Origin of the sequence: Halorubrum sp. CSM-61, assembly GCF_003781945.1 — an archaeon.
In the GTDB taxonomy this organism is placed as follows: Archaea; Halobacteriota; Halobacteria; order Halobacteriales; family Haloferacaceae; genus Halorubrum.
Window position 1 is genome coordinate 122,108 of the sequence record NZ_RJJW01000009.1, and the last position, 18,528, is coordinate 140,635.

At 65.3% G+C, this 18,528-nt stretch carries 16 protein-coding genes; 5 read left to right on the forward strand and 11 right to left on the reverse strand.

The window, feature by feature from the left end; translation table 11 throughout:
* Positions 1–174: 174 nt before the first annotated feature.
* From EDM04_RS15240 to EDM04_RS15250, 3 genes are all read right to left on the reverse strand, one after another.
* The gene (locus tag EDM04_RS15240; protein WP_123623592.1) at positions 175–1,557 is read right to left on the reverse strand and encodes an alkaline phosphatase family protein; all 1,383 of its coding nucleotides are present in this window, start codon (positions 1,555–1,557) and stop codon (positions 175–177) included.
* Positions 1,557–2,777, reverse strand: coding sequence for an inositol-3-phosphate synthase (locus tag EDM04_RS15245; protein ID WP_123623594.1), 1,221 nt, complete (start codon positions 2,775–2,777; stop codon positions 1,557–1,559). The genes EDM04_RS15240 and EDM04_RS15245 overlap by 1 nt, the downstream gene beginning before the upstream one ends.
* Positions 2,778–2,860: 83 nt before the next feature.
* Positions 2,861–3,070 carry a hydrogenase expression protein HypA/HybF gene (locus tag EDM04_RS15250; RefSeq protein ID WP_123623596.1) on the reverse strand — a complete coding sequence of 70 codons (210 nt, stop codon included), beginning with the start codon at positions 3,068–3,070 and terminating at the stop codon, positions 2,861–2,863.
* 148 nt (positions 3,071–3,218) lie between these two features.
* On the opposite strand from EDM04_RS15250, the gene EDM04_RS15255 reads away from it, so the two are divergent.
* From EDM04_RS15255 to EDM04_RS15270, 4 genes are all read left to right on the forward strand, one after another.
* A complete protein-coding gene (locus tag EDM04_RS15255; RefSeq protein ID WP_206424478.1) occupies positions 3,219–4,001 on the forward strand; it encodes a TatD family hydrolase in 783 nt (260 codons plus the stop codon).
* Complete coding sequence (locus EDM04_RS15260) at positions 4,001–4,876, forward strand: sugar phosphate isomerase/epimerase (RefSeq protein WP_123623598.1); 876 nt, start codon at positions 4,001–4,003, stop codon at positions 4,874–4,876. The genes EDM04_RS15255 and EDM04_RS15260 overlap by 1 nt, the downstream gene beginning before the upstream one ends.
* Positions 4,877–4,903: 27 nt before the next feature.
* Positions 4,904–5,842 carry a UbiA family prenyltransferase gene (locus EDM04_RS15265; RefSeq protein WP_123623600.1) on the forward strand — a complete coding sequence of 313 codons (939 nt, stop codon included), beginning with the start codon at positions 4,904–4,906 and terminating at the stop codon, positions 5,840–5,842.
* Positions 5,843–5,934: 92 nt separating this feature from the next.
* Complete coding sequence (locus EDM04_RS15270; RefSeq protein ID WP_123623668.1) at positions 5,935–6,786, forward strand: sugar phosphate isomerase/epimerase; 852 nt, start codon at positions 5,935–5,937, stop codon at positions 6,784–6,786.
* An 80-nt stretch (positions 6,787–6,866) separates the two neighbouring features.
* Here the strand turns inward: EDM04_RS15270 and EDM04_RS15275 are convergent, their stop codons facing one another.
* Complete coding sequence (locus EDM04_RS15275) at positions 6,867–7,835, reverse strand: sugar phosphate isomerase/epimerase (RefSeq protein ID WP_123623602.1); 969 nt, start codon at positions 7,833–7,835, stop codon at positions 6,867–6,869.
* A gap of 213 nt (positions 7,836–8,048) precedes the next feature.
* Here EDM04_RS15275 and EDM04_RS15280 point away from each other — a divergent pair, with 213 nt between their 5' ends.
* Positions 8,049–8,726, forward strand: coding sequence for a plastocyanin/azurin family copper-binding protein (locus EDM04_RS15280; RefSeq protein WP_164471148.1), 678 nt, complete (start codon positions 8,049–8,051; stop codon positions 8,724–8,726).
* Positions 8,727–8,954: 228 nt separating this feature from the next.
* Here EDM04_RS15280 and EDM04_RS15285 read toward each other — a convergent pair whose 3' ends face one another.
* The 7 genes from EDM04_RS15285 to EDM04_RS15315 form a co-directional block, all read right to left on the reverse strand.
* Positions 8,955–10,694 (reverse strand): sorbosone dehydrogenase family protein, encoded by a 1,740-nt coding sequence (locus EDM04_RS15285; RefSeq protein WP_123623607.1) that lies wholly within the window; start codon positions 10,692–10,694, stop codon positions 8,955–8,957.
* Between the two features lie 192 nt (positions 10,695–10,886).
* A complete protein-coding gene (locus EDM04_RS15290; RefSeq protein WP_123623609.1) occupies positions 10,887–11,933 on the reverse strand; it encodes an ABC transporter permease in 1,047 nt (348 codons plus the stop codon).
* A complete protein-coding gene (locus EDM04_RS15295; RefSeq protein WP_123623670.1) occupies positions 11,930–13,006 on the reverse strand; it encodes an ABC transporter permease in 1,077 nt (358 codons plus the stop codon). Before EDM04_RS15295 ends, EDM04_RS15290 begins: the two co-directional genes overlap by 4 nt.
* A 46-nt stretch (positions 13,007–13,052) precedes the next feature.
* Positions 13,053–14,609 carry an ABC transporter ATP-binding protein gene (locus EDM04_RS15300; RefSeq protein WP_123623672.1) on the reverse strand — a complete coding sequence of 519 codons (1,557 nt, stop codon included), beginning with the start codon at positions 14,607–14,609 and terminating at the stop codon, positions 13,053–13,055.
* A gap of 84 nt (positions 14,610–14,693) precedes the next feature.
* Complete coding sequence (locus tag EDM04_RS15305) at positions 14,694–15,824, reverse strand: BMP family ABC transporter substrate-binding protein (protein WP_123623674.1); 1,131 nt, start codon at positions 15,822–15,824, stop codon at positions 14,694–14,696.
* Between the two features lie 818 nt (positions 15,825–16,642).
* Positions 16,643–17,050, reverse strand: coding sequence for a hypothetical protein (locus EDM04_RS15310; RefSeq protein WP_123623611.1), 408 nt, complete (start codon positions 17,048–17,050; stop codon positions 16,643–16,645).
* The gene (locus EDM04_RS15315) at positions 17,050–17,934 is read right to left on the reverse strand and encodes a ParA family protein (protein ID WP_123623613.1); all 885 of its coding nucleotides are present in this window, start codon (positions 17,932–17,934) and stop codon (positions 17,050–17,052) included. Before EDM04_RS15315 ends, EDM04_RS15310 begins: the two co-directional genes overlap by 1 nt.
* Positions 17,935–18,528 lie beyond the last annotated feature (594 nt).

The following is an 18,528-nucleotide window of genomic DNA, read 5'->3' on the forward strand; positions in this document are numbered from 1 at the left end:
AGTTACCGGTCGCAGAGTCGACCTCGGACGTCGATTGAATGAGGTAACGGTCGATGAGGGCGTTCTCGTCGAGCCGTGACGTACGGACCGACGAACGGGCTCGCAGCGGGCACGGACAGTGTGAACCGGAAACTCGGACCTGCTCGCGGGGGGAGGGGCACCGCTGCGGACGTTCTACCGCACTAGCGACGGCCGGTCGAACGACAGGGACACCGCGTCGTCGATCCCGAGGAGGTCCGCGAGCGTGGGGGCGACGTCTCGCGCGTCGACGGCGGTGTCGTCGAGCGCGAGCTCCGGGGCCGCGGGGCCGCCGAGCCCGTACATCCCGTACGCCTCCTCGTCGACTCGCCCGTGCGATCCGGACACCTTCGTCGGATCGAGCGACGCGAGCCCCGCGTCCCCGAAGAACAGTTCGCAGGGGTCGAAGCCCGGTTTCGCGTGGATGTCCATGTCCGTCGCGTAGTACGGGGCCGACTCGTCGTCCGTCCACCAGTAGTACTGGAACCAGGCGTTCGACTCCGCGACGAGCACCAGATCGCCTGCGTTCCGGTGATCGAGGTCGCGCTCCCGTTTCCCCTCGGCGCCGAGTACGGCGGCGACTCCGGACAGCTCCGACAGGACGCGACGGGCTTCGTCGGGCGCGCCGGTGTACACGTGAGCCACCTGGTGATCGACCATCGCGAACGCCCGAGACGCCGGGATGTCGACCTCTTCGCCGCCCGACCCGTCGTCTTCCACCGAGAGCAGTCCGGCCTCGCGGAGCGCGCGGTTCGGGAACACGGGCGTGTCGACCGGGTGGAACCCGTACTCGTTGACGACGTTGACGACCGTCTCGGACCAGCGGTCGGTCGTCACGAGCCACGCGAGGAACTCTCCGAGCATGTCGTCGACGGTCGCCACGGCCTCCTCGAACTCCGTCGACCGGGGGCCGTGTCGCTGGGCGTCGTAGTCCAGGTGGGGCACGTAGATCCAGAGCAGGTCGGGGTCGTACCGGGCGATCGACTCCCGCGCGGCCTCGAGGATCCACTCGCTGCCGGCCTCGCCGGCCGCCGGGCCCCAGTAGTTGTGCAGCGGGAAGTGGCCGTGCTCCTCCCGGAGGGCGTCGTAGAAGTCGTCCGGATTGGTCCAGCAGTCCATCTCGATCATGTCGTTGTTCTCGTCCTCGATCGGCGACGGGGTGACGGCGACGTCGGCCGAGGTCCCGATGAGGTGCTGGAAGAAGAGCGCACCCGTCGTCAGCCCCGCGTCGTCGCTCGCCGCCTCCCACAGCCGGTTCCGCGACCCCCGGTCTCGCTCCCAGAACGCGACCGACCTCTCGTCGCGGTCGTACTCCCCGTTCGCGACGTCGCCGTGTTCCGCCGGCGATTGCCCGGTCGCGAGCGTCGTCTGGGCGGGGACGGTGACCGCGGGGAACGGGGGTTCGAGCGACGCCACCGAATCGCCGTTCACGAACCGTTTGACGTTGGGAGCGAGCCCCGCTTCGAGGTGCCGAGGCTGGAGGCCGACGACGTCGAGGACGATCGCGCGGCCGGCGGTCGGGTCCGAGGGCCCCGACATTATTCGGCGGTCCCCCCGGAGGGCCGCGCGTCGTTCAGATGTCGTTCTGAGTAGTCGTAGAGCCGCTGGAGCTGCCGGGAGAGGTCGTGCTCGTCGACGCCCTGCGGCGACTTGAAGAAGGAGGCGAGCTGCGGCTGTTCACCGCCCTCGCCGTGCTCGTCGGCGAACGCGACGAGCCGGATCAGGTCGAGCACGAGCGGGGCGGCGAGCGCCGAGTCAGACCCTTCCCACGTGAACTGCATCTTCATCTCGGTCCCTAAGAACCCCCGGAAGTGGATGTGGTCCCACGCCGTCTTCCAGTCGCCGAGCGACGGCGTGTAATCGATCCGGACCGCGTTGTGGTGGTCGTAGCCGAGGATCTGTTCGAGGAGGTTCCCCTTGCTCTCGATTTTCCCCTCCTTGTTGGCGTCGTCCTCCAGGACGAGCCCGTCCCTGTTGCCGAGGATGTTGTGACCCTCCCAGGAGAGCACGCGGAGGTTCCGCCCGGCGAACATCGGTGCGAGGGCCGACTTCACCAGCGTCTCTCCGGTCTTCCCGTCGCGACCCATGTGCGGAACGTCATTCTGCGAGGCCAGCTCTCGCAGTCCGCCGAGCGCCGATCCCGTGCTCGGCGTGAAGTTGACGTACGGGCGCTCGTCGATCAGCGCGGCGTACGCGTACAGCGAACTGGCCGGGAGATCCGGATCGTCGTCTTCGATCGCCGTTTCGAGCTTCTCCAGGGTGTCGAACCGCTCGGCTCCCCCTACCGGTGGTTCGGTCGACGCGACGTTGACGACGACCAGCCGGTCGACGTCTTGGTCCGCCGCGAAGGCCTCGTAGTCGCTCCGGATCCGTGCGACGATGTCCGCGAGCGTTCCCTCGTCGGTCACCCCGTCGTCGGAGAGGTCCTCGACGACCTGTCCGCACTGCCTCGCCGTCCCCATGGTCACCCGCTCGTCGATCGCTCGCAGGTCCTCGCGGACCGCGTCCAGTGTCTCTCTGTTCGGGACGCCGCCGGCCTCGTTCGCCGCTTCGACGGTCTCCTCGATGCTCTGTGCCCGGATATCGTGACCGCCGAAGACGAGGTCGTCGACGCTCGGCAGGTCGAGCGACGCCATCGGCTCCCTGGCTGTCACCATTCCGGTCGAGTCGACCACGCCCCTGGCGATCGCTCGCGCTCCCGCCATCGAGATGCTCGCAACGTTCCCTCTCGCGCCGATTAACCACACACCGGTCGTCATACGAACCGATCACTCCATGTACACATATAATTTGGCTCCGTTTAATCCGCCTCGTTAGTACGGCCCGGTAGCGCGTTCGAGCGTCACCACGTCATGTCCGTGTCCGACTCCCGACGCGAGAGCTGTTCTCCGGTCCCGCTGAAGTCCAGTTCCCTGTCCAGAACCGTCTCCTCCGGATGTCGCCACTCCTCCTCGCAGTCCTCGCACACCCAGACTTCGTAGGGGCGTCCGTCTTCGGGCTCTCGCCGAACCGAACTCACGGCGGCGCCGCAATGGGGACAGTACTCGGGCATACCTCTCAGTTCGGAGCGGATCGGTATATATCTCCGTGCCGGCCGCGGCGGCGGATCGCCCGGCCGGTCGAATAAGGGGGCAAAAAAATAAGTATAGTAGGACGAACATCGATCGTACGTCATGTCAATCCCGATCATCGATCCGCATATGCATATGATCTCTCGGAACACGAACGACTACGACCGCGCGCGCTTGGCGGGGGTGGAGTGCTGTATCGAGCCCGCGTTCTGGAGCGGGCAGGACAAACAGCACGCGGAGTCCTTTTTCGACTACTTCGAGCAGATCATCGAGTTCGAGACGAAGCGCGCCGACAGGGCCGCCGGTATCGACCACTACGTGACGATCGGGCTCGAACCGAAGGAGGCCAACTACCCGGAGATGGCCGAGCGAGTGATGGATCGGGTTCCCGAGTACCTCGATCGCGACAACGTCGTCGGCGTCGGCGAGATCGGGCTCGATCAGGGGACCGAAGAAGAGGAGTACGCCTTCCGGCGACAGCTCCGGATGGCAGAGGAACGCGAGCTTCCCGTCATCGTTCACACGCCCCACACGAACAAGCCCGAGGGCACCGAGCGCATCGTCGAGATGATCCGGGACGAGGGCGTCACGCAGGAGCGGATCGTCATCGATCACAACACGGAGAACACGGTCGACATCACCGCGGAGACCGACTGCTGGATGGGGTTCACGCTCTATCCCGGGAAGATCGACGACGACACCGCGATCGACCTGCTCGAGGAGTACGGCACCGACAAGATGATGCTCAACAGCGCGGCGGACTGGGACCCGTCCGACCCGCTCGCCGTGCCGAAGGCCCGCGACAAGATGCTCGACCGCGGTTGGGACCGGGAGGCGGTCCGGAAGGTCGTCTTCGAGAACCCCTACGAGTTCTTCGACCAGTCGCCGAACTTCGAGTACGAGGGCCACTGATGGAGTTCGGCTTCTCGCTGAACGCGTTCCAGCGACACGGACTGGAGGAGAGCCTCGAGACGCTCGGCGATATCGGGTACGACGGCGTCGAGATCCTGCTCGACGAGCCCCATCTGTTCCCGGGGACGGCCGACGAGAGCGACGTGGCGGCGGTCCGCGACCTGCTCGACGCCAACGGGCTCGCGGTGAGCAACTGCAACGCGTTCATGCTCAAGGCGCTGGAACCGACCGCCGAGAGCGCGGCGGCCGAGTACGACCGCGACACGGAGGCGTTCCACCACCCGTCGTTCCTCGAACCCGCCGCCGAGGACCGGCGCGCGCGCGTGGAGCACACGAAGAACGCGCTCGAGACCGCCGACGCGCTCGGCGCGGACAGCATCTCGCTCACGCCGGGCGGACCGATCCCGAACGGGACCTCGGAGGCGGACGCGATGGCGCTGTTCCTCGAGGGGATCCGAGAGGTCATGCCGACGGCCGAGGAGGTGGGCGTCGACGTCCTCGTCGAACCCGAGCCCGAGCTGCTGATCGAGACGTCCGACGACTTCCTTGAGTTCGTCGACCGGATCGACTCGCCGCGGATCGGCTGCAACTTCGACGCGGGCCATTTCTACTGCGTCGACGAGGACCCGATCGAGCTGATCGACAAGCTGTCCGCCCACACGGGTCATTACCATCTCGAAGACATTCCCGCCGACAGGACCCACGAGCACACCCAACTCGGCGAGGGCGGCATGGACATCGACGGGTTCCTGCGGGCGCTCGGAGACAGGGGGTACGACGGCTTCGTGACGGTCGAACTGTACCCCTACGAGGAGACCCCGCACGAGACCGCGAGCGAGGCGATGGACTACCTCGAAGAGCATGGTTGGACCTGAGACGGTCTGTGCTCCGTTCGGACCGCTATGAAGCGGAACGGCGACCGGTTCCACCGGACCGGTCGGTGGCGGAGTTCGCTCGCGGCCTACGCCAGGCTCGTTCGCGTCCCGAACCTCTTCACCGCCCCGCCGGACGTCATCTTGGGCGCGGCCGTCGTCAGCGGCTTCGGCTACGCCGTCCCCGTCGGGACGGTCGTCGGCCTCGCGGTTTCGTCCGTGCTACTGTACGCCGCGGGGATGGCGTTGAACGACTACTTCGACGTCGAGGAAGACGCTCGATACCGTCCGGAACGCCCGATCCCGTCGGGCGAGATCCCCCGCGATAGGGCGCTGACCTTCGGAGCGGCGTTGCTCGCGAGCGGCGTCGGCGTCGCCTTCCTGTCCGCCGGCGCGGCCGCCGGCGCCGTCGCCGCGGTCCTGGCGCTGGGGATTGTAGTGTACGACGGGGTCGCCAAGGGATCGCTGATCGGCTCCGCGGTCATGGGCGGCAACAGGGGGATAAACGTCGTCCTCGGAATGACCGCAGCGGTAGCACCGACCGCGCTCCCGCTACGGGCGTTTCTGATACCGGCGATCGTCGCGCTGTACATCGGGAGCGTCACACAGATGGCCGAAAGCGAGACCGGAGCGGCCGAACGTCGAGCGGTCTCTCTCGGCGTCGCTGGGACCTCGATCGCGGCCCTCGGCGTCGTCGGCGCGAGCGCGGTCGCCTCGATGTCCCTCGTTGACGCCGCTCTCGTGGTCGCGTTACTCGCCGCCTTCGTCGTCTGGACGGGACTTCCGTTGCGAAGGGCGTACCTCCACCCGTCGCCCGACGTGATCGGACCGGCGGTCGGGGCGTGCGTACTGGGACTGACCATCTTGGCCGCCGCGTTCGCCGCGACGGTCGGGACGCGCTGGGCCATCGCCGCGGTCGCGTTTTTCGTTCCGGCGGTCGGCCTCTCGAAGGTCTTCGACGTGAGCTGACGGCGCGGCTCGTCGATCGGCTGGCCATCCGCCGCCGTGGGGGCGGTGTCATGAGCGCAAAGAATATGATCCCGTGGGATGAAGACGAGATTATGGTGGAACTCGCCTTCTCGACCAACGCGTACACGCGGTTCGAACTGCCGGAAGCGATCGAACGGATCGCCGACCACGGCTACGCCGGCGTCGAGCTCCTCGCCGACACGCCACACGCCTATCTGCCGCGATTCGACGAGTCCGATCGGGAGTCGCTGGGCGCCGCGCTCGACGAGACCGGGCTGGACGTGTCGAACGTCAACGCGAACACGGTGACGGGATACTACGACGACGCGCCCCCGTCGTCGTTCTTCGATCCGACGATCGTCACCGCGGACGACGACGAGCGCGCCTGGCGGATCCGGTACACGAAAGACGCGATCGACCTGGCCGAAACGGTCGACGCGCCCGCCGTCTGCGTCGCGACCGGGCGACCGTTGCCCGGGAACCCGCCCGAACGGGCCAGGGAGTACCTCCTCGACTCGCTGGCGGAGATCACGGACTACGCCGAGTCGGCCGGCGTCGACGTGGGGATCGAGTTCGAGCCGGAGCTCCTCGTGGAGTGCACCGACGAGGTCCTCGAACTGATCGACGACGTCGGGAGCGACGCGCTCGGCGTCAACCTGGACATCGGCCACGCGGCCGTCTACGGCGAGGACCCGGCCGAGAGCGTCCGGAAGTGTGCGGGGAACATCACCGGCGTTCACCTCGAGGACATCGCCGGCGGACGCCGGGGGAAACACTACCACCTCATCCCCGGGGAGGGGGACATCGACTTCGAGAGCATCTTCGGGGCGTTAGCCGACGTCGGCTACGACGGCTTCGCGACATTGGAGTTGTACACCTATCCCGACGCTCCCGACCGAGCGGCCGAGGAGGCGCTGGCGTACCTCGAAGAGTACGTTCGCTGAGCCGCCTGGCGGGCGGCGAACACACCGTGTCGCCGACTTCGATCGGTCGTCGAAAAGGGAGATGCCCGTAGGGATGTCGACTACAACAGCGCGGGGTGGGTGTCGGAGCCGGTTCCGCAGATGCCTCCGTAGTGGGGACGGCTGTTCAGCCGTTCGAGCCACTCGGCGCCGGTCTGTAGGCTCTCCATCGGCTCCGGCGCGGCGTCGTACTCGTAGATGAGGTAGTCGACCTCGGCGGCGTTCCGAGCGACGGTGGCGACGGCCTCCATGCTGACGTCTCCCTCGTCGATCTCGTAGAACTCCCCGTCCGCCATGTTCTTCATGTGGATCGAGAAGGTCCTGTCGCTGTACTTCTGGATGTAGTTGATCGGGTCGTAGCCGCCCGTCAGTACCCATCCCGCGTCGATCTGGAGGTGAACGTTGTCGTTGAGGTTCTCGACGAAGACGTCGAAAGCGGGCGTGTCGCCGATCGTCTCCTCGAACTCGTGGTTGTGGTTGTGGTAGCCGTACAGGATGTCCTCCTCGGCGAGCGTGTCGGCGACGTCGTTGAGCCGGCCGGCGAACTCCTCGAGGGCGTCCTCGTCGGAGAAGGTGTCGGGCCCCTGATATGCGTGGACGAGGTGGTTGACGCCGAAGTCGGACATGGTCTGTATGAGCTCGTCGTTGTCTTCCAACTGGCCGACGCCGACGTGGGCGCTGCCCATCTCGATGTCCGCCTCTTCCAGTGCGGTGCTGATCGCCTCGTTATCGTCGAACTGGAACGGTTCGACCATGTCGTACCCCGCGTCGGCGCTCTCGCGGATCAGCTCCGCGACCGACATGTCGGAGTTCTCGTTGTACGTCCAGAACTGGTTCCCGATCGCGATCTCGTCTTCCTCTCCGTGAATGGAGGCGTTGTCGAGGGGGGGCTGGCGGGCTTGGACCGACGATGCCCCGGCGACGCCGACGACGCCGGTCGCGCCGATGCCCTGCAGGACGCGGCGGCGGTTCGTGGAGAGAGTCTCGTTACTACTGGTCTCTTCTGCGTCGGATTGGGTTGAATTGCTCATTGTGTCTGGAGTTGTGCGGTCTCCGCCGTGATCGGTATTCCTCCTACCACTGATCGCGATGGTAGGTTACGTGCTAACGACTGACTGTCTACCAATAACTGTTTCGGTGATTCACCCGCGACCGAGGCGGACCGCGGCCCTTCAGCAGATTATTTGTTAATGTCTCACTGAATGAAAACAATGTTTATCAACGTGGCGACCCGATTCTTCCCGATGGCAGACGACACAACACGCCGTAGAACGTTAGAGATCGCAGGTAGCGTCGCGACGGTAACGTTCCTCGCGGGCTGTTCGGGCGATAACGAGGACGGGGCCGCCGACGGAACTGACGGCACCGACGGCACCGACGGCACCGACGGCGAGACCACGAACGGGACCACCGACGGCGAGGACGCGAACGAGACCGACGGGCGGTCTCCGGACGACGGAGAGAACGAGACCGACGGCGATGGAGAAACCGACGAGACCACCGACGACGGGGAAATGAACGAGACCGACGGCGACGGAGAAACGAACGAGACCGCCGACGGCGAGGACGGCGGTAGCTCGGTTGACTCCGCCGAGTGGGAGGACGTCGGCGTGATCCACCTCGAGAGCGACGGCGTCAACTGGAACGGCGTCGCTCCGGAGATGATCACTGACGAGCAGAACCCGACGATCGTCCTCTTCGAGGGCAACGAGTACGAGTTCATCTACGAGAACGGCGACGGCGGCCGCCACAACCTCGAACTCTGGGACGAGGACCGGAGCGTCGTCGACGACTACAGCACGGAGCTCATGAGCGAGCAGGGCGAACAGCTGTCGTTCACTGCCGAGGCGACGTCGGAGATCGCCAGCTACGTCTGCGATCCCCACAGCTCGTCGATGATCGGCGACGTTCAGATCGAGTAACCGACGACGGTCCGGAAACCGGGCCGCAGAGGAGAGCGTATGGCCGGCGTCTCACGGCTGAAGAACCGGTATTTCGGCTGTCACAGACGGTAACGCCGAGACCGGCGGTTGAAACGCGTCGGCAGCCATGCGAACGGAGATGGCGACCGATCGGCGTACGGACGCCTTTCAGGAAGGCGGAATCGAAAAACGGGACCGGCGCGAACGCGGAGCTTCCCCGGAGAACGGTTACTCCTCGTACTCGATCATGTACACGCGGCCCTCCTCGCCGGCCCACGGCGGGCCGTACGTCTGGAGGAACAGGCGACCGTCCGGACCGGCCGCCATGTCGTTCGGCGACACGAACTCCTCGTCCGGGAGGAAGTCGTTGAACTCGACGCTGCCGTCGTCGTTGTACGTGATGTACTTGATGTAGTTCACGCCCCACTCCATGATGAACTGCTTCCCGTCGAAGTGGGGGTCGAGAGCGCCCTCGCCGAACTCGTCGCTGTGCCGGTAGCGCGGTCCGGCCATCGGGGCGCCGCCGGCCGGGAGGTCGGGGAAGCTCCGCTCGCCGGGGACGGGGGTGTCGACCCAGTCGGGGGCCTCGAGATACCCCTCCCACGACCGCGGGTACCAGATGTCGGCCGGCTTGACGGGCGGGAGCTCCGTGAGCCCGTCGTTGTTCGGGGACTCGTTCCGCAGGTTCCGCGGCCAGTAGGGCTGGCCGGACTCCTCTTCCTCGAAGTCGTAACGGCGATACGGGTAGTTGTACCCGCGAGAGAACGGCCACCCGGCGTTGTGCGCCTCGCAGATCTCGCGGTACTCGACGATACCGACGGGGCCCCGTTCGGTGTCCCAGCTGTCGGCGTCGGGCCCGTAGTCGGCGAGGAACACGTTACCGCTCTCCTCGTCGACGGAGATAGTGTAGGGGTTCCGACAGCCCAGCACGTAGATCTCGGGCTTGACGAGGTCCTCTTCGATCTCTTCGCCGTAGTCGTTGGCGTCGGTGAACAGGTTGTCGTCCGGAACGGAGTAGGAGCCGTCGTCCTCGGGAGTGATCCGTAGGATGCTCCCGCGCAGGTCGGCGGTGTTCCCGGCGGAACGCCGCGCGTCGAAGTTCTTGCGACCGTCTCGGCCGTCGATCGGCGTGTAGCCGCTGGACTCGAAGGGGTTCGTGTCGTCGCCCGTCGTGATGAGGAGGTTGCCGTCGAGGTCGAACTCGAGGTACCCGCCGACGTGACAACACGTCTCGCGCTGATGGGGGATCCGGAGGAGCTCCGTCTCCGACTCCGGATCGATCGAGTCGTCTTCCATCGTGAACCGCGACACCAGCATGTACGGGTCGTCGGGGTCTTCCAGTTCGTCTTCCGGCGGCACGTAGAAGATGTACACCCAACCGTTCTCCTCGAAGTCCGGATCGAACGTGATCCCCTGACCGCCGTCCTCTTCGACGGTGCCGACGGGGAGTTCGAGTGCGGTCCCCGTCTCCTCCTCGTCGGGATAGATATAGCCGACCTTGGCCGTCCCGGTGTTCGTGTCTGCGCCGAAGAGCGCGCCCCGGGTGATGTAGAACACGCGACCGTCCGGCGCCACGTCCAGCGACATCATCGTCTCGTCGACGACCAGCTCCGTCACGGAGTAGTTGTCCCAGTTCGTGGCCGCCTCGGCGTCGCCGTCCGAATCCTCGCCGTCGGTTCCGTCGTCGCCGTCCGTCTCGTTGCCGTCGGTTCCGTCGTCGCCGTCGGTCTCGTTACCGCCGTCCATCCCGTCGTCGCCGTCCGTTTCGTCGTCGCCGTCCGTCCCGTCGTCGCCGTCCGTTCCGTCGTCGCCGTCCGTTCCGTTGTCGCCGTCCGTCCCGTCGTCGCCGTTGGGAGAATCGTTACACCCGGCGAGGCCGACCGCGGCACCGATTCCACCGAGGCCCTGAAAGAGACGCCGGCGTCTGTTATGAGAGTCTTCCGAGTCGTCCGACTGTTGGTCAGGCATACGAAACGTTATGTACGATGAGTGTAGAAAAGCTTTGGGGAGAGTGTGACAAAGTAGCACATACCAACCGAAACGGAACTGTCTGCCGCCGATACACTTTCCTTCACGGTGCTCGTCCGCCGATCCGCCGCGATCGAGAGGGCGTCGAACGCCGATCCGATCGAACGCCGGAACGGACCGCGACGCGGGCGGTCACTCCTCGCTCTCGTAGGTCTCACCGACCGCAGAGGGCGTCCGCGTGGAGCCCCAGACCGTGAGTACGAGTATCACGCCGGCGTACGGGAACAGGTTGACCAGCCGGTTGGGGACCTCGATACCGACCGTCTGTAACTGGATCTGCAGCATGTCCAGTCCGCCGAACACGAGCGCCGCGACGGCCGCCCCGATCGGGTTGTAGTTCCCGAACAGGTAGGCGACGATACCGATCCAACCGCGGCCGCTGACCATCGTTTCGCCGGTGCCGGTGAACGACCCCGCGTGTGCGAGCAACACCGCCCCCCCGAGACCCGCCATCACGCCGGAGAAGATCACGGCGGCGTATCTGACGCGCGTGACGTCGATACCGGCGGTATCGAGCGCTTCCGGGTTCTCACCGGCCGCCTGGATCCAGTAGCCGTATCTGGTATCGTTGAGGAATTTCCACGCGACGACGGCCAAGACGGCGGTGAACAGCACCAGCGGCGACGTGTCGAAGAAGATCGGACCGAGCACCGGAACGTCTGCGAGCACGGGGACGGTCAGGTCGTTGATCCCCTCGAGGCTCGGGCTGTTTCGGCTGTCCCAGACGAGCACCGCCATGAACGGCCCGAACCCGAGACCGATGAACCAGAGCGCCAACCCCGCGACGATCTGGTCCGCTTCGTATCTGATCAGCAGGACGGCGAAGACGACCGCGAACGCGAGACTGACCAGTACCGAAGCGAGGATCGCGAGCCAGACGTCGCCCTGACCGGGCGACCCCCCGCTGATGATCCACATCGTCGTCGCCGCGGTCGCCGCCCCGAAGATCATGAACCCCTCGACGCCGATGTTGAAGACGCCGCTCTTCTCGGCGTACAGCCCGCCGATCGCCGTCAGCGCGATCGGGGTCGCGGCCTGGAGCGAGCGCTCCACGAACCCGATCGTGACGATGTCCACGATCGGGAGGTCCAGCGCCGTCGCCGCTAATACCGCCACGACGAGGATGCCGACGAGCGCCGCGTTCCGAACGCGGTTGTCTCCGGCGGCGTCGTCGCTCATCGCTTCTCACCCCCGAGGCCGGTTCGCACGGCGGCCATCCGGAACAGCTCCGGGACGGCGACGAAGAGGATGACGAGCCCGATGACGCCGTCGATGAGCTGTACCGGAACGTCCGTGTAGATCCCGATGTGCGACCCGGCGGACTCGAGGCCGCCGAACAGCAGGCCGGCCGGAATGATTCCGAGCGGGTTGTTCGCGGCGAGCAGGCTCACGGCGATCGCGTCGAACCCGTACGTTCCGATGCCGCTCGGATCGGTGTAGTAGCCCTGGATCATGATCGCGAACACCGCGCCGGCGATTCCCGCGACCATCCCCGAGAGGGTCATCGTCGAGACGACCGTCCGCTTGGCGTCGACGCCGGAGTACGTCGCCGCCGACTCCTGATGGCCGCTCGTCACCATGTCGTACCCGAACCGACTGCGTTCCATCACGACGTAGATCACCGCGACGACCGCGAGCGCGATCGCGAGCCCCACGATCGAGAACCCGGAACTGTCGAACAGGATGCTGGGAAAGGAGACGTACTCCGGGATCCGCTCCGTGTTCGGCGCGGCGTTTCCCTCGCCGCGGAACGGGTTCTGGACCAGCCACCCGACGACGCCGGTCGCGATGAAGTTCAACATGATCGTGGTGATTATCACGTTCGCGTCCGCGTAGGCCTTTAGCGCGCCGGGTAACGCTCCGTACAGACCGCCGGAACCGGCCCCCGCGACGAATCCGATGAGGATGAGCCCGACGCCGCCGACGGCGCCTTCCGGTAACAGGGGCGCCGTCCAGACTATCGACATGATGGTCATGAAGCCGCCGACGACGAACTGGCCTTGGACGCCGATGTTGAACACGCCGGCCCGGAACGCGACCGCGACCGCGACGCCGGTGAGGATGAACAGCGTCGAGAACCGCAGCGTTCGCGCGACGGCCGACTGCCCGCCGAGCGCCCCCTGTAGCATGCTCGTGATGAACTGCACCGGATCGTACCCGGCCGCCGCGACGATGGTGACGCCGATCAGCAGGGCCAGCGCGGTCGAGGCGGTCGCGATCGCCAACCGCTCGATCACCGACGCACGAAGCATGAGGGCCGCCGCTCGGTCGGCCACGTCGGAGACGCGTCCCGACGAGCTACTCACGGCCGGACCCCCCGTCGGGCGCGTCGTCGCCCGCACCCCCGCCGTGGCCCGAACCCGCGTCGTGGCCGGCCATCAGCAGTCCGAGTTCCTCTTCGGTCGTGGTCTCCGGATCGACCGTGTCCATGAATTCGCCCTCGTACATCACCGCGATCCGGTCGGCGAGCTTCTGGATCTCGTCGAGCTTCGAGGACACGACGAGGATCCCCATCCCCGCGTCACGCAGCTCCAACAGCCGGTCGTGGATGAACTCGATCGAACCGATGTCGACCCCTCGCGTCGGGTGAGAGGCGATCATCACGTCGGGGTCGTGTTCGATCTCCCGGCCCACGATGAACTTCTGCTGGTTCCCGCCGGACAGCGACTTCGCCTTAGCGCCCTCGTCCGGCGGCTGCACGTCGTACTCACGGATGATCGCTTCGGCGTGGTCGTTGACGACCGACCAGTCGATCATCCCGCCGTCGGCGAACGGCTCGACGGTCTGGTTCCCCAGCAGCGCGTTCCGAACGAGCGTGTAGTCCTGCACGAGCCCCTCCGTGGTCCGGTCTTCCGGGATATACGCGATGCCGGCGTCGATACGGTGTCGCCGGTTCGCCTCGGTGATGTCCTCGCCGTTCAAGCGCACGGTGCCGGAATCGACGTCGCGGAGCCCGGTCAGCGCCTCGACCAGCTCGGTCTGGCCGTTCCCCTGCACGCCGGCGATCCCGAGGATCTCCCCCTCTCGGACGCCGAGATCGACGTCGGTCACCCGTTCGAGGCCTCGGCTCCCTCGGACGTGGAGCCCCTCGGCGTTAAGGACGAAGTCGCCTTCCGGCGGATCCCGAGGCGGACGATCGAACTGCACTTCTCGGCCGACCATCATCCGCGCGAGTTCCGCTTCCGTCGTTCCGGCGGCGTCGACGGTGCCGATGGCCCGACCGTCTCGCAGAACGGTGACCTCGTCGGCCGCGTCGAGCGCCTCGCCCAGTTTGTGCGTGATGAAGACGAGCGAGTGACCGGCGTCCGCGAGCTCCTCCATCAGGTCGAGCAGGTCTTCGATTTCTTGCGGGGTGAGGACCGCGGTCGGCTCGTCGAGGATGAGGATGTCCGCGCCGCGGTACAGGCTCTTTACGATTTCGACGCGCTGACGGGCACCGAGATCGAGGTCCTGAACCTTCGTGTCGAGGTACTGGTCGACGTGGAAGTCGTAGCGCGAGCAGATCTCCTCGATGTCGCTCCGGGCGGTCGAGGTGTCGACGAGGCCCATCTCGGTCGGCTCCCGGCCGAGGACGATGTTCTGGAGCACCGTCATCGTCTCCACGAGCTGGAAGTGCTGATGGATCATGCCGACGCCCGCGTCCATCGCGTCCCTGGGCGACTCGAACTCCCTGGGCTCGCCGTCGATGGAGACCGTTCCGGCGTTCTTCTCGTAGAGCCCGTAGAGGACGCTCATCAGCGTCGTCTTTCCGGACCCGTTCTCGCCGAGGAGGGCGTGGATCGACCCCTTCTCCACCGAGAAATCGACGTCGTCGTTCGCCACGACGTCGCCGAACCGCTTCGTGATGCCCTCCATGCGAACGGCGGTCGGTGTCTGTTCAGTCGCCATTGTCCTTCGTCGGAAATATGATCATGAGTACCAATAGAGGCTGCAGGCGGGTTAGTTACAGCCGGAGGCGGAACAGGGAACCTCGATATCGCCGCTCGTGATTCCGTCCTTCGCGTCCTGGATGTTCTCCTCGACGACGCCCGGCATCTCCCCTTCGAACGCCTGCCCGATCACGACGTCGACCCCCTCTTCGTCGAGGCCGAGCGTGTTCGCGCCCGTCACGCTCTCGAAGTCGTCCTCGGCGACCGCCGAAGCGACTTCGCGGGTCCCCTCGTTGATGTACTTGACCGCGGACCCGATGATGACGTCCTGGAACTCCTCCAGGGTCACGGACTGGTCCGCGTCGACGCCGATCGCGAAGCGGTCGTTGTCCTGAGCGGCCTCGAAGACCCCCTGTCCGGCCGCGGCCGCGGCGTGGTAGACGATGTCAGCGCCGTTGTCGTACTGGGACGAGGCGATGTTGGCGGCGGTGTCGGTGTCGCTGTAGTCGCCGATGTACCCGACGTTGACCGTGACGTCGGAGTTGACCCACTCCGCCCCGGCGACGTACGACTCCTCGAACGCGTTGATGAGCGAGCCGTCGACACCGCCGACGAAGCCGATGTGGGCGTTGCCCGGGTCGGTCGAGCTCCCTTCGTGGGAGAGTTCCTCGGTCGTCATCGTCCCGCCGAGGACGCCCGCCAGATAGGACATCTCGTGGTTGGCCCACGTGTACCCGGCCACGTTCGGCTCGTCGACGTGGTCGTTGATGAGCATCCAGTTCTGATCCGAGTACTCCGCCGCGTTCTGCGTGAGGGCCTCCGTGTGGTTGTACGAGACCAACACGATGAGGTCGTAGTCGCCGCTCTCCGCGAGGTTCGCCTGCGTGGACTGATAGTTCGACTGTTCGGTTTCCTCGACCTGGTTGATCTCGATGTCGTACTCCTCCTGTGCGCTTTCCAGTCCCTCGACCGCGAGGTCGTTGAACGCGCTGTCGTCGAACCCGGCCGGACTGGAGACGATCGCGATGTTAGTGGTGGATCCGCCGCCGCCGCCGTCGTCGCCGTCCCCGCCGTCGCTTCCGTTACCGCCGTCGCCGCCGTCCGCTCCGTCCTCACCGTCCGCTCCGTCCCCGCCGTCCCCACCGTCGAGACAGCCGGCGAGCGTCGTTCCGGCGACCGCGGTGGCACCCGCGGCGAGCACCGAACGACGATCGAACGCGGTCGTGTCACGTGAATCTGCAGACTTGTCAGGATTGTCCGTGTTGGACGCCATAGTTCGCCCGATGAAGTCCTCCGTTAAAAAGTTATTCTTTGCTGTGTATCACTTTCCCACTACAGATCGCGTGTCGCCGCGGGATTGCACGGTTAATCGGTCGCTATACTGCCTCGAACTCTCGATCGTCGCCCGTTCGAGGCGATCGACTACCCGCGCACCGGTCGATGCCTCCGAGTCCGTCTACGGATAATTGCCTTCAGTCATAACCGGGCGTACCGGGTGTTCGAGCTCAACCTGAGTACAGTATGCGGAACATATGTCCCACACGAGAGCGGCAGGGGGTATTAGGAGCCGGATACTCCACGCCTTTCGTTCCGCTCTCTTTCGGCTCGGTATTACTGGCAATACCACTATGGAGCACCCTGGTCACGTCTGATACCGTCTCCGATAATTAATTATATTTTTTATGATAGAATGACCTCACCGCTAAGAATTACATATGTACTACTGTAATTTCTATCCTATCGATGCATCGAACTGCGGGTGATTCTCCGGTTGACCGGGTGTCTCCCGTGGCAATCGGTTCTGTTCCCCCACAGTGAGAACGCGGGATATCGTTGTATTAACGGCGACCGTCAGGAGCGTTCGGCCGATCCGAAAGAAGAGAGACGGCATTCGCGTCTCGCAGCTGTCACCGATACGGCTTCGGTTCGGGAGGCATCGGGCGAGCCGTGAACCGTCGTCGACTCCCCTGACCGACGAGGCGAGCAAGCGATTCGGGTCTCAACCGCGCGGCAGATTACTCAGTCCAGGTCGTATCCCCACTCCCGGAGCGTTGCGGCGATCTCGTCCGTGTGTCGGAGCCCGACGAGCAACGCGGCTTCACGGAGATCGGCCTTCTTGATCGGCTCCCCGAGCTCCGACTCCAGCGTTCGCGTCGTCTCGCGCTGCGAGTCGACCGTCGACTGTTGGAGGTGGAGCTGTACGGTCTGCTCGCGGCCGTCCGTAATACTGTTCCGCGTGAGCACCCACGGGAGATCTCGCTGAGCCGATCGAGACACGCGCCCTGATGAACTTTGTATCGCGTTATTCGGTTTATCACTCGTCTGTTCAGCCGTACTTTCGCTATCGTCCGTCTCGGTCGCCGTCGTCTCGTCGTCCGTCTCCGTCCCCCAGTCGTCGTCGGCGGCCCCGCTCTTGAAGCCGCCCATCAGGCCGTCACCTCCCGTTCGTTCTCATCGAGCGCGCCGGGTTCGGGGGGGCTCGGGGCTTCGATCCCGCCTTGGGCTTCGATGAACCGGGCGATGCGATCGAACTGCGCGAGCGTCTCCACCTCGTAATCGCGGCGTCGATCGCGATGGGTCTGCACGTACTCGAACGCGGAACACTGCTGCCGCCAGCACCCCTCTATCAACGACGTCCGATCGCCGATGACCTCGGGGACCTCGTACGGAATCGTTTCCAGCGTCTCTTCCTGATCGCGTGTGCCCTTGACTCCGATCGGGACCGCGCCTAACACCCCGACGTCGATATTGAGCTGATCGGCGAAGTTCGACGCCAGATCTTCCAGTCCCTCGACGGCGGCTCGTCCCTTCGCCGACGGTTCGACCGGAAGAAGCAGGTTCCGTGTCGCGTAAATCGCGTTGTAGAGGTGCGATCCTTCCGTCGCCGGTGGATCGCAGACGAGAACGTCGTACCTCTCGGGGACGCCCGCCTCACCGAGGACCCGGCGCAACTGTGCGTGGACGTTGTACGCGTCGCCGAAGTCCTCGGCTTTCTGTTGTTCCCGATCGAGGTGTTGGGTGAGATCGGACAGCGAGTTGTGTTCCGGGATGACGTCGATCCCCTCGGCGGTCTCGATGAGGTCCTCGAAGGGGCCGCGCGGGCTCCCGACCATGTGACGGACCAGGCTGTCCGCGTCCGCGTCCGCGCGATCAGCGTCGACGCCGAGTAGGCGGCTCAGGTCCCCGTCCTGCGGATCGAGCGGAACGACGAGCACGTCGAGACCGGCTCGCTGGTGAGCGACGGCCGCGTTCGCCGCGAGCGAGGTCTTGCCGACGCCGCCCGCTTCGCTGTATACCGTGTAGGCAAGCATGTACGCCAGATGGGATTCGTAGCTAATGAATGTGCGTCAGACACTTACCTATGTATCTTAGACACCCCACTCGTCTATCTTAGATACATATCTTAAATATGTGTCTTAGATAAGTTAGATCGAGAAGACAGATAGAGGGGTAGATGGTCGAGATCGAGGTCTCGGACTCATCACGCAGTCGGGTACTCGCGTTACTCGCGTTGTTATCGCGATTGTTATCGCGACCCGAGAGCGACGCTCAGATCGAGGCCCTCGTGGAGCTCGCGGAGCCAAGCTACCCCGCTTATGGCCGTGATCGCAATCCTCTTGAGCCGACGGTATCTCGGTCGAAGCGAACCCGCCGCTGACGGTGTCCGCTGTGGTCACCTTGCGCGTCAAACTCGCAACTCTTTCAGCACACCGTACCAGGGCGGGTTCACTTCTCCTCTCTCGATAGCGTCGCCGGTCGCCGAACCGATGACTCGCCGAGATCGCCTCGTCAGGAAGGTCAGCCCAATTCGGTCGTGCCGCGGAGAGGGAACGCGAGAATAGCCATCCGTCCGGAGATGGGACGGCTCCGGTTCCGATCGCGGGAGACCGTACACTCGGCATTAG